Origin of the sequence: Micromonospora sp. NPDC003816 (genome assembly GCF_042874705.1) — a bacterium.
Lineage (GTDB): Bacteria > Actinomycetota > Actinomycetes > Mycobacteriales > Micromonosporaceae > Micromonospora.
Genome location: NZ_JBIANP010000004.1, coordinates 213,169 through 224,691, shown reverse-complemented (window position 1 = coordinate 224,691; position 11,523 = coordinate 213,169). Strand labels below are relative to the sequence as shown.

General features: G+C 73.0%; 8 protein-coding genes. 1 reads left to right on the top strand and 7 read right to left on the bottom strand.

Translation table 11 applies throughout. The features are described 5' to 3' along the window. Nucleotides 1-8: 8 nt before the first annotated feature. The 7 genes from ACFYTT_RS16685 to ACFYTT_RS16655 all read right to left on the bottom strand — a co-directional run bounded on the left by ACFYTT_RS16685 (nt 9) and on the right by ACFYTT_RS16655 (nt 8,941). Entirely contained in the window at nt 9-1,676 is a 1,668-nt protein-coding gene (locus ACFYTT_RS16685) for a serine/threonine-protein kinase (RefSeq protein WP_387260088.1), read from the bottom strand. A 70-nt stretch (nt 1,677-1,746) separates the two neighbouring features. Continuing rightward, nucleotides 1,747-3,300 (bottom strand): fused MFS/spermidine synthase, encoded by a 1,554-nt coding sequence (locus ACFYTT_RS16680; RefSeq protein WP_387260085.1) that lies wholly within the window; start codon nt 3,298-3,300, stop codon nt 1,747-1,749. Between the two features lie 36 nt (nt 3,301-3,336). Next, nucleotides 3,337-4,341, bottom strand: a complete 1,005-nt coding sequence (locus ACFYTT_RS16675) for a coiled-coil domain-containing protein (protein ID WP_387260456.1) — start codon at nt 4,339-4,341, stop codon at nt 3,337-3,339. Between the two features lie 260 nt (nt 4,342-4,601). Beyond that, nucleotides 4,602-5,411, bottom strand: a complete 810-nt coding sequence (locus tag ACFYTT_RS16670) for an inositol monophosphatase family protein (protein WP_176095276.1) — start codon at nt 5,409-5,411, stop codon at nt 4,602-4,604. Then, the gene (locus tag ACFYTT_RS16665; protein WP_131055476.1) at nt 5,404-5,856 is read right to left on the bottom strand and encodes a response regulator; all 453 of its coding nucleotides are present in this window, start codon (nt 5,854-5,856) and stop codon (nt 5,404-5,406) included. The genes ACFYTT_RS16670 and ACFYTT_RS16665 overlap by 8 nt, the downstream gene beginning before the upstream one ends. Beyond that, a complete protein-coding gene (locus tag ACFYTT_RS16660; protein WP_131055474.1) occupies nt 5,853-7,739 on the bottom strand; it encodes an ATP-binding protein in 1,887 nt (628 codons plus the stop codon). The genes ACFYTT_RS16665 and ACFYTT_RS16660 overlap by 4 nt, the downstream gene beginning before the upstream one ends. Further along, complete coding sequence (locus tag ACFYTT_RS16655) at nt 7,736-8,941, bottom strand: PP2C family protein-serine/threonine phosphatase (protein WP_131055480.1); 1,206 nt, start codon at nt 8,939-8,941, stop codon at nt 7,736-7,738. The genes ACFYTT_RS16660 and ACFYTT_RS16655 overlap by 4 nt, the downstream gene beginning before the upstream one ends. Nucleotides 8,942-9,143: 202 nt before the next feature. Here ACFYTT_RS16655 and ACFYTT_RS16650 point away from each other — a divergent pair, with 202 nt between their 5' ends. Further along, on the top strand, nt 9,144-11,522 hold the full coding sequence (locus tag ACFYTT_RS16650; protein ID WP_387260080.1) for a M28 family peptidase: 2,379 nt from the start codon (nt 9,144-9,146) through the stop codon (nt 11,520-11,522). Nucleotide 11,523: the final 1 nt, after the last annotated feature.

Below are 11,523 nucleotides of genomic sequence, written 5' to 3'. Positions count from 1 at the left end.
GGTCGGTGTCACCCCTTGCCGGGCTTGCCCTTCTTCGGCTTGTCCTTGCCGGGTTGCTTGTCCTTGCCCGCCTTCTCCTTACCGGGCTTCTCCTTGCCGGGCTTGGTCTTCGTGCCGGCCGGCTTCTTCTCCGCCCCGCCCTTGGCCCTGGTGCCGCCGGAGCCGCCCGAACCGGCCTTCGACGTCGTGGTGGTGGCCTTCACCGGCTTACCGGCTGCCGGGGCGCTCCCGGCGACCCCGGAGACCTGCACCCCGCACCGCGCGTCGCCGACCCGGAACTCCACCGGCAGCGGGTTCGGTCCGGTGTACCGGCCGGTCAGGCTCATCTTCTCGGTGGCTCCCGGCGCCAACGTCGGCTTCCCCGACGCCGGTTGTACGGCGACCGATCGGCCCTGCTGGCGGGCCTGCGCCGGGCTCGCCTTGGTCACCTTCTGCTTCCCGGGGAAGGTGAAACTCATCGTCCAGTCGCGCAGTTCCCGCTCGCCGGAGTTGGTCAGGCTCAGCTCGGCGGTGAACTCGGTGCCCGAGTCCGTCCGCAACGCGTAGCTGACCTGGCAGGGGACCGTCTCCTCGATGCCCATCCGGGCCTGGGTGAGCTGATCGATGCCGCCACTGGCCGGGCTGCGCGAGGTCATCGTCCAGACCATCGCCGTGACGCCGATCAACGCGGTGGCGGCCACCGCCGCCTCGATCCGGCGGCGGCGGGTCGTGGCACGGCGGGTCCGCTGGCCGGCGAAGGGCAGCGCGTCGGTCGCGGCGGACCAGGGCAGAATCGTGGTGCCGACGCTGGCCAGCATCATCGGCGCGGGGGCCCGTTCGTCCTCGGCCCGCGCGGTCACCTTGCCGACCGCCTCGGCGAGGCACCGGGCCAGTTCGGCGGTACGCGGCCGGTCCTCCGGGCACTTCGCGAGGCAGCGGTGCACCAGCGCGGCGACGCCGTCGGGCAGCCCCGGCACGTCCGGCATCGGCTCGGGTTCGCGGTAGAGGTGCGCCCGCAGCATCTGCGTGGTGGTGTTCGCCTCCCAGGGCAGCCGCCCGGTGAGCATCCGGTAGAGCAGCAGGCCGACCGCGTACACGTCGGTGGCCGGGCTGACCTGGCCGTTGTCGAGCCGTTCCGGGGCGAGGTAGGCGGGGGTGCCGAGCAGTGTGCCGTCCGGCCCCTTCTCGCTCTCCCCGACCAGCGCCGAGATGCCGAAGTCGACGACCTTGACGCCGGTCGGGGTCAGCATCACGTTGCCGGGCGTCACGTCCCGGTGCACCACACCCCGGGCGTGCGCGGTGGCCAGTGCGGAGGCCACCTCCGCCGCCACCGTCACCGCCTCCCGCCACGGCAGCCGGGCGTCGCGGCGCAGTCGTGCGGTCAGCGGAGCGCCGTCGATGAGTTCCATCACCACGTACGGCACGGTCAGCCCGACCTGCTCGGACTCCCCGTAGTCGTACACGTTGGTGATGTTGGGGTGGCAGAGCCGGGCGGCGGCCTGTGCCTCGATCCGGATCCGGTGCCGGAACGCCCGGTCGCTGGCCAGCCGGGACGCGAGGACCTTGACCGCCACCTGGCGGCCGAGCACCTCGTCGTAGCCGCGCCAGACCACCGACATCCCGCCGGTGCCGACCTGCTCGATCAGTCGGTACCGCTCACCGACCAGTTGCGTGCCCCTGCGTTGGCCACCACCCATGGTCGGCGTTGTTGCCCGGCACGAACCCGCCTACACCTTTCTGGTCGGATTCGGTCAGGATCTCACCCGATCAGGCGGTCGCGAGCAATTGGTCCACCGGCGCGTAGTCATCGGTCAACACCAGTGCGTCACCGACGAAATCAGTCAGGTCGCCGCCGGAGAGCAGGCTGACCGCCTCGTTGCGGTCGTCCAGCCGGGCCCGCACGGCGGCCAGCGGCAGCGGCGTGTCCGAGGCGACGATCAGGAAGTTGGCGCCCCGCTCCCCCGCCAGCGCCTCCGGCGGGGCGATCAGCGCGACGTGCCGGAACTCGGCGGAGACGGTGGCGACCTCGCTGCGGACGAAGCGCAGCGGCGGGTAGTCGATCACGTTCTGCACGTACACCCCGCCGGGCCGGACGACCCGCCGCACCTCGGCCGCCATCTCCCGGGTCGCCAGGTGCCACGGCACCACCAGGTGGCCGAACGCGTCGCCGACCACGAAGTCCCGCGTGTCGGTGCCCTCCGCGACCACCAGCATCCGGGCGTCGCCCACCGCGGCCCGCAGGTCCGGTCCCTGCCGTACGCCGAGGTGGCGCTCACCCAACTCGACCAGCCCGCCGTCGATCTCGAAGACCAGGTTGTCGGTGCCGGGCCGGGTGGCGGTCAGGTAACGCGGCACGGTGAACCCGCCGCCGCCCAGGTGCAACGCGTCGAGCCGCTGGCCCTCCGGCGCCATCACGTCCGCCACCGCCCCGATCCACCGGGTGTACGCGTACTCCAGGTGGGTCGGGTCGGCCAGGTCGACGTACGAGTGTTGGGCCGAGTTCAGCAGCAGCGTCCGCCCGGTGGACCGGCCGGGATCCGCCTCCACCCGGGCGCAGTGGTACGCCGTCTCCACGTCGCACGGGTCCGGCGCCACCACGGTCAGTCCCACCCCGACCAGCCCCAGCACCGCCAGCGCGGCCCTGGTCCGGGCCGGACCCGGCAGGCCGGCCCGGTCCTGCCGGTGCAGGTACACCCCGAGCGCGATCCCGGTGATGCCCAGCGAGGCGGCCAGCCCGAACAGGATGACCGTGCTCGGCAGCGCAGCGACCAGCACGAAGCCGGTGACCAGGGTGGCCGTCACCGCACCCAGGGTGCCGATGCCGGAGAGCCGGCCGACCACCTGACCGGTCCGGCGCAGGTCGGCGAGCTGAAGCTTGATCACCAGCGGGCTGACCGAGGAGAGCAGCATCGCGGGCGCGAAGACGGCGACCACCACGAGCAGCAGGATCGCGCTCTCCGCGCCGCCACGCAGCACCTCACCGGCGTACCGCACCGCCGGCAGGGTGATCGCGGTGGCGATGCCGGAGAGCACCAGCGCGGGCGCCAGCAGCGTTCGCGGATTGCGCCGGTCGGCCAGCCAGCCGCCCGCCCACGCCCCGTACGCGATCGCGGCCAACGCGATGCCGATGACCGAGCTGGTCACCTGGAGAGTGACCCCCACGTACGGCCCGACGAGGCGCAACGCGGCGGTCTCCAGGACCAGGACGGCTCCGCTGGAGTAGAAGACCAGGAACGCGGCGAGCCCGTTGGGCAGTGCCCGGGGTGCCTCCGGTTCGGAGGGCACGGCGGGCACCGCCACCTCAGGCGATGGAGAGTTCATCGTGGCGATGGTACGCAGCGGGAAAGGGGCGCCGGGTCAGTACATCGAAGTGTGAACATGGTTCGTGTGATCCGCGGCCGGACTGCCACTGCCGCCGTACGCCCGCCAGCCGGTCCCCGGGTGCCAGATCTGTCGGTACCAGATCACGTAGAGCACACCGAGCCGGTCGGCGTTGCGGACGTGCCAGGCGGCCAGGCTGTCCCCGTACGACTTGTCGCCGCCGGTGGCCGTGCGGTCCTCGAACCCGTTCGTGGCGGCCGAGAAGTCGCAGGCCCGGCCCTTCGGGTGCTCACCCGAGCCGCCGCTGCGGTAACAGGAGACGTGCCGCTTGTAACCGGCCGCCTTGGTTTGGTTGAGCATGTGCAGCGTGCGCGCAGTGATGCAGCCGGAGGTCGTCGGGTCGTTCACCGAGCACGACTCACCGGGCCAGGAGCCGTCGGAGTTGCGCGGTGCCGGGCTGGCCGAGCTGGAGTTGCCGCCGCTGAAACCGCCACTGCCGCCCGAGCTGACGGCGGCCAGGGCCGTCTCGGCCTCCTTCTTCTTCTTCGCCATGACGGCGAGCTGCTTGCGCTGCTCGCGCACCTCGGCGTTGATCGCGAGCTTCGCCTGCCGGGCCTCCTCGCGGGCCGCGGTCAGCTCGCGCACCCGGCGACCGTCCCGCTGGGCCATCATGTCCAGGCTGGCGGCCCGCTGCACGAAGGCCTCCGGGGTGCCGCTGTCCAGCAACGCGGCCGCCGCGCTCAGCCGGCCGACCCGGTAGGACTGCGCGGCCACCTCGCCGACCAGATCGGTCAGCTCGCCGAGCCGGCCCTCCACGTCGGCCAACTGCGCGGCCATCTCCTTCTGCCGCTTCTCCGAGCCCTGAAGCTTCCGCTTGGCCTCGATGTGCGCCTTGGCGGTCGACTCCAGGGCGTCCCGCAGCTTCTTGCTGCCCCCCTCGTTGGGCTCGGCGTACGCCGGGACGGCCCCGAGGCCGAACAGCAGCGCCACCGCGGCGAGCAGGGCGACCAGCGGCCGGAGAGCCCGCCGCCCGATGGGCATGGACCTGCGCACGAAAGCATCCTTCCGTCGGCCGCCGGCCCCCGATGGGGCGCTGCGCGGCGTCGGCCGCCGCCGACGCCGGTCGGCGGCCTGCTGGCGAAGACCGCCGGTCAGGATACCGGACCGGACCCGCAGAACCACGCCCCCGAACCCCGCACCGGCCGCACCGTCGACACACCGACACCACGCCCTCACCCAGCGCACTCGCATTCACGTCGGTCACGGCGTGCGAGCGGTCGTGGATCTCCCGATGCCAGCGGTCAGGGTGCCAGGAGCGTGTTGTGCACCTCGGTCCACACCTTGTCGCTGGCGGCCACCAGCAGACCCGGCTCGGTGTCGGCCGGGTGGTAGTCGGTGCCGTCGAGACGACGGGCCACCCCACCGGCCGCCCGGACCAGCAGCGTGCCGGGGCCGTGGTCCCAGGGCAGGGTGCGCCAGAACAGCACGAACTGCTGCCGCCCGGTGAGCACGTCGAGATACTCGCGGCCGGCGCAGTGCTGGCCGGGCAGCAACTCGCCGATCCGGGAACTGCCGGCCACGACCGTCCGCTGGGACGGCCCCGGCAGGAACTTGGTCATCGCGGCCCCCCGCAGCTCACCGACGGGTGGCGCGTCGGCGGGCAGGCGCAACGGCGCACCGTCGACGTACGCGCCCGCGCCGTCCTGCGCGGTGGCCAGCGTCCCGGCGACCGGATCGAGGATCCACGCGGCCGTCGGACGCCCCTCGGTGAGCAGGGAGACCATCAACGCGAACGGGGACTTGCCGGCCGCGAAGTTGGCGGTGCCGTCGATCGGGTCCACCAACCACACCTCGCCCGAGGAACCCAGGTGCCGCAGCAGGCCCGGATCGTCGGCCACCGCCTCCTCGCCGACCACCACCGAATTGGGGCGTAGCCGACGCAGCCCGGCACTGATCATGTCCTCGGACCGGCGGTCGGCGACGGTGACCAGTTCACCGGGGGCCTTCTCGGTCACGTCGGCGTCGTCGAGGTGCCGGAAAAGCGGTAGCACCACCCGGTCGGCGGTCTCCCGCAGCAACCCGGCGACGTCGTCGACCAGGGTGTCAGCCACGCGGCGGCAGCTTCACCACGCTGACGAAGAACTCGTCGATCTGTCGGACCACCGCGATGAACCGCTCGAAGTCCACCGGCTTGGCGACGTACGCGTTGGCGTGCAACTGGTAGCTGCGCAGTATGTCCTCGTCGGCCTGCGAGGTGGTGAGCACCACGACCGGGATGCGGCGGAGCTGCTCGTCCTTCTTGATCTCCTCCAGCACCTCCCGGCCGTCCCGGCGCGGCAGGTTCAGGTCGAGCAGGATCAGGTCGGGCATCGGCGCGTCCGCGTACTCGCCCTCGCGGCGCAGGTAGGCCAGCGCCTCGGCGCCGTCGGAGACCACGCTCAGCCGGTTGCGCAGCTTGTGCTCCTCGAAGGCCTCCCGGGTCATCAGCACGTCGCCCGGGTCGTCCTCGACCAGCAGCACCTCGATCGGGCTGTTGCCGTCAGCCGGCGCGGTCATCTCACCGCCTCCTTCATGCCACCAGTTCCGTTGCCCGCCGCCCCGTCCGGGGCCTGCGGTCCGCCGTCGTCGGGCGACCCGCCGGTGCGCTGCGCGACGCCGGACGAGGGCCGCCCCGCACCCACCTCTTCGCCGACCGTACCGCCGTCACCTGGGGTTTCCGCACCCGATCCGGCTCCGTCACCGCGCGACGACCCCGCGTCGACGCCGGTGGCCCCGGCCGTCGACGGCCCGTCACCGGGCCGCTCCGCCGCGTCCGGCCCGGCGCCATCCGCGTCCGACGCCGCCTCGGCGGTCGATCCGTCCGCACCGGCGGTCTGCCTGGCGCGCTCGATGTCGGCGGGGAGCGCCGGCAGGGTGAAGCGGATCGCGGTGCCCTCCGGCACGTCGGTGTCCACCCAGACCCGGCCGCCGTGGTACTCCACGATCTTCTTGACGATCGCCAGCCCGATGCCGGTGCCCGGGTACGCGTCCTTGGCATGCAGCCGCTGGAAGATCACGAAGATCTTCTCGGCGAACTCCGGCTCGATCCCGATGCCGTTGTCCTGGCAGGTGATCTCCCACTCGTCGTCGACCAGCCGGGCCGAGACGTGCACCTTCGGGGTGACGTCCGGCCGGCGGAACTTCACCGAGTTGCTGACCAGGTTCACCAGCAGATTGGTGAGCAGCGGCTCCTCGCCCCGGATCACCGGCAGGTCGCCCCAGGTCAGCTCCGCGTCGGCGTACTGGCGGGCCGGCTCGGTCTGCGCCGACACCTCGCCCATCAGGCGGTTCAGGTCCACCTCGGTGAACCCGGCGGTGATCCGGCCGATCCGGGAGAACGCCAGCAGGTCGTTGATCAGCCGCTGCATCCGCTGCGCGCCGTCCACGGCGAAGGCGATGTACTGGTCGGCCCGCTCGTCGAGGCGGCCGGCGTACCGGCGCTGGAGCAGCTGGCAGAAGCTGGCCACCTTGCGCAGCGGCTCCTGCAGGTCGTGCGAGGCGACGTAGGCGAACTGCTCCAGGTCACGGTTGGACCGGGTCAGCTCCTCCGCCTGCTTCTGCAACTGGGTGTTGACCCACTCGATCCGTTCCCGCGCCTCGCGTACCTCGGCCAGGTCCGCGGCGATCTTCTGGCGCATCGCGTCCACGTCCTCGCCGAGACGCTGGAACTCCGGCGGCCCGGCACCGGTGATCCGGTGCGAGTAGTCGCCGGTGGCCACCTGACGGACCTGCCCGGCCAGCGTGGTCAGCGGACGCAGCACCATCCGGTCCAACGAGAGCAGCAGCGCGATGCCGGCCAGCGCGACCACCAACGCGGCGACGATGAGCAGCACGACGAGCAGGTTGCCGGTCCGCTCGACGTCGCGGGCGGTCGCCTCCCGGGCGGTGAAGATCTCGTCCTGCAACGCGGCGACCGAAGCGCGCAACTCGTCGAACCGCTGACGGCTCTCGTCGGTCAACAGGGCCTGCCCGGCCGCCGTGCCGCTGCTGTTCGTGGTGTCGATCACCGGCTGGGCGACGGTGCGCCGCCACTCCTGTGCCTGCTGCTCGACCACCACGAGGTCGTCCACGATGGCCGGGTACTTGCCGGACAGCTCCCGGATCTCCCGGGCTGTCGCCTGCTCCCGCGCCAGTCCCTGCTCGTACGGGCCCAGGTCCTCCGGATCACCGGTGACCGCGTAACCGCGTACCCCGGTCTCCTGGTCGAGAAGCGCGTTGAGCATCTCCTGGCCCTGCACCCGCAGCGGTCCGACCTGCATCAGCAGCACGTCGGTGTACTCGCGGTTCTTGGTGGCCACGACCGCCTCCGCGCCCGCGACGCTGAGCAGGATCGCGCCGACCACGCCGAGCATCACCAGCACCCGGCGACGCAGCGTCCACGCACTCGCCACCAGGTTCATCGGCCGCCGCCCCGGGAGACCAGCAGCATCGCCACGTCGTCCGCGAACGGGCCACCGTTGAGCTGCTCGGCCCGACCGACCAGCCAGGCCGGCATCTCGGAGAGCGGGAGCTTGCGGCTGTCCGGCTCGGCGAGCAGGCGGGTGAGGCCGGGCACGTCGAGGCGTTCGTCACCATCGCCCACCCGGCCCTCGATCAGGCCGTCGGTGTACATCAACAGGGACCACTCATCGGTGTCGAACTCCAGGTCGAAGGCAGTCGGCCGGCGCGGCCGTACACCGAGCAACAGACCACCCGGTGCGGGTACGGGCACCACCCGCCCACCGGTGAGCATCACCGGCGGGGGATGACCCGCCAGCCGGACGGTCGCCCGGTTGGCCGCCAGGTCGAGGCGGACCGCCGCGACCGTGGCGAAGATCTCCTGGAGCCGGCGCTCGCTCATCAGCACCTGCTCCAACGCGGGCAGCACCTCGTCGTCGGGCACCCCGGCGAGGACCAGCGCCCGCCAGGCCACCCGGAGTTCGACGCCGAGCGCCGCCTCGTCCACCCCGTGCCCGCAGACGTCCCCGACGATCAGGTCGACCCGGTCCGGGCGGGTCTGCACCACGTCGTAGAAGTCCCCGCCGATCAGGGCGGCGTGCCGACCGGGGCGGTAGAACGTGTGCACCGCGATCTCGTCGGTCGACATCAGCGGCTGGGGCAGCAGGCCGCGCTCCAGACGCGCCGACTCGGCCTGGCGCAGCTCGACCTCGCGCAGCCGGCGGGCGTTCTCGTCGGCCCGCTTGCGTTCCACCGCGTACCGCAGCGCCCGGGTCAGCAGCACCCCGTCGACCTGGCCCTTGACCAGGTAGTCCTGTGCCCCCTCGGCGACCGCCACGATGCCCAGGTGCTCGTCCGAGCGCCCGGTGAGTACGCACACCGCCGCGCTGCCGGACATCTCCAGCACCTGCCGCAGCCCGTCCAGCCCCTGCGCGTCGGGCAGCCCGAGGTCGAGCAGGACGCAGTCGACCCCGGCGACGCGTTTGCGGGCCTCGCGCAGGCTCGTCGCGACCAGCAGGTCGATTCCCGAGTTGGTCTCGGCGAGCAGCTCGCCCACGAGGAACGCGTCTGCCTCGTCGTCCTCGACCAGCAGCACCCGGAGTCGCTCACCGGGCGGCAGGTTGGGATTGCCGCCGAGACCGCCCTGCGGATACGGCCACGACACGACGGAGGGACCGGTCACACCGGTCCCCCGGTGCGGCCGGGTCACCGCCGCCACGGGCGGGAGGTCGTTGGCGATGTCGGGCTCCTTCCGAGTGCCCTGCTGATCCTGTATTAGACAACGTTCGCACACAACACGAGGGGGCGGCCCGGCCCGGCATGGAGGATGATGTCCACCCCCAGGTCCCACCCCCGAGGAGCCACCCGTGGGCGTTCCCCCCAGCCCCGCCGCCGACCGTGCCCTCTCCCGACCGGCCCGGCGACCCCTGGCCGCGCTCGCGGCACTCGTCGCGCTGGTCGCCGTCGGCACCGCCGCGCTGCTCGACATCCGGCCCCCGGCACCCCGTCCGGCCGACGCGCCGGCCGGTGAGTTCAGCGCCGGGCGGGCGTACCCGCACGTGCAGCAGGTGGCGAGCCGGCCGCACGTCGCGGGCAGCCCGGCCAACGACGAGGTCCGCGCCCACCTGGAGACGGTGCTGCGCGGTCTCGGCCTACAGACCGAGGTGCAGGACACGGTCGCCGAGGAGGCCGGTCAGCTCAGCGGGGCGGCGGGCGGGGCCACGCTGGCCCGGGTACGCAACGTGGTGGCCCGGCTGCCCGGCACCGCCTCCACCGGCACGGTGTTCCTGGTCGCCCACTACGACGCGGTGCAGACCGGCCCGGGCGGCAACGACGACGGCGCCGGTGTCGCCACCATCCTGGAGGTGGCCCGGGCCCTGACCGACGGCCCCGCCCCGCGCAACGACATCGTGTTCGTGCTCACCGACGCCGAGGAGGCGTGCCTCTGCGGAGCCTCGGCCTTCGCCACCGAGCACCCGCTCGCCGCCGGCAAGGGAGTGGTGCTCAACCTGGAGGCGCGCGGGCGGACCGGGCCGGTGATCATGTTCGAGACGTCGCCCCGGAACGCCGCGCTGGTCGACGTCTTCGGTCGGGCCGCACCGCATCCGGTGGGCACCTCGTTCGCCGTGGAGGTCTACCGGGCGCTGCCCAACGACACCGACTTCACCGCCTTCCTCGACGCCGAGTTCGTCGGGCTGAACTCGGCGTACCTGGACGGCGGGGCGATCTATCACACCCCGCTGGACACCCCGGCCTCGATGGACCGGGCCAGCCTCCAGCACCACGGCGACAACACGTTGGGACTCGCCCGCGAGTTCGGCGCGATCGACCTCGGCGACCTGCGTGCCGGCCACGACGCCACCTACTTTCCGGTGCCGGGCGGGCTGGTCCGTTACCCCGGCACGCTGGTGCTGCCGCTGGCGCTGCTGGCGCTGGCGGCCGTCGTCGCCCTCGGCTGGCTGGCCCGCCGCCGAGGTCGGGTCACCACCGGTCGGCTGGCCGCCGGCTTCGCCCTGGGGCTGGTGCCGATCGTGGTCGCGCCGGTCGGCGCACAACTGCTCTGGGTGGCGATCACCGCCCTGCAGCCCGGGTACGCCGAACTCCTCGACCCGTACCGGCCGACCCTCTACCGGCTGGCCGTGCTGGCGCTCGCCACCACCGTCCTGTTCACCTGGTACGCGCTCACCCGTCGCCGGGTCGGTCCCGCCGCGCTGGCCGTCGGAGGGCTCGGCTGGCTGGCGCTGCTCGGCGTACTCCTCGCCGTGCTGGTGCCCGGCGGGGCGTACCTGGCGACGCTGCCGGCCCTGGCAGGCGCGCTCGCCGGCCTGGTCGCGGTCGCCACCCGTCGCGACGGCCCGGTGCCGGTGGTCGCCGTCACCCTCGGCGCGGCGGTGGCGGTGATCGTGCTGTTGCCCACCGTGGTGCTGCTCTTCCCGGCCCTCGGCATGGGGATGGGCGGCGTGGCCGCCCTCTTCGCCGTGCTGCTCGGCCTGGCCGCGCTCCCGGTCGTGGACCTGCTGCACCCGGAGGCCGGGGGCCAGCGCGGCATGGTGGCGCTGCGGGCGCGCCGACTCGGCGCCCTGCCGGCCGGGGCCGCCGCGCTGGTCACCGTCGTCCTCGCCGCCACCGGCTTCGCCGCCGACCGCTTCGACGCCGCGCACCCGGTGCCCACCCACCTGATGTACGCCCTGGACACCGACACCGGCACGGCCCGCTGGCTCAGTCACGAGTCGACCCCGCAACCCTGGACCGACGAGTACGTGGACGAGACCATCCGGATCGCCGACGAGTTCCCCGGCATCGGCGCCGAGGAACTGCTCGCCGGTCCGGCGCAGGCGGCGGCCCTGCCCGCGCCCCGACTGGAGGTGCTGGCCGACACCGGCACCGCCGACGAGCGCACCCTGCGGCTACGGCTCACCCCGCAGCGCCCGGTACGCCTGACCACCCTGCACGTCGACACCTCCACCGCGACGGTCCGCAGCGCGCAGGTGGCGGGGCGGCCGGTGCCGGTCGAGGTCCGCGACGGCCGGTGGGGTTTCGGGGTGGTCTTCCACGCCCCACCGCCGGAGGGCATCGAGATCACGCTGACCGTCGCGCCGAAGGCCCCGCAGGTCGCGTTCCGCGCGATGGACGCCAGCGACGGGCTGGACGCGGTACCCGGTTTCCGGCCCCGACCGCCGGACGTCGGTGTCGCCGGCTCGCACAGCTCCGAGATGCTCGCCGTGGCCCGCACCTATCCGCTGTGAG

Bases quoted from the DNA above. Each gene is read 5' to 3' on its own strand.
- ACFYTT_RS16685 (WP_387260088.1), bottom strand. From the start codon at position 1,676: ATGGGTGGTGGCCAACGCAGGGGCACGCAACTGGTCGGTGAGCGGTAC.
- ACFYTT_RS16680 (WP_387260085.1), bottom strand. From the start codon at position 3,300: ATGAACTCTCCATCGCCTGAGGTGGCGGTGCCCGCCGTGCCCTCCGAA.
- ACFYTT_RS16675 (WP_387260456.1), bottom strand. From the start codon at position 4,341: ATGCCCATCGGGCGGCGGGCTCTCCGGCCGCTGGTCGCCCTGCTCGCC.
- ACFYTT_RS16665 (WP_131055476.1), bottom strand. From the start codon at position 5,856: ATGACCGCGCCGGCTGACGGCAACAGCCCGATCGAGGTGCTGCTGGTC.
- ACFYTT_RS16660 (WP_131055474.1), bottom strand. From the start codon at position 7,739: ATGAACCTGGTGGCGAGTGCGTGGACGCTGCGTCGCCGGGTGCTGGTG.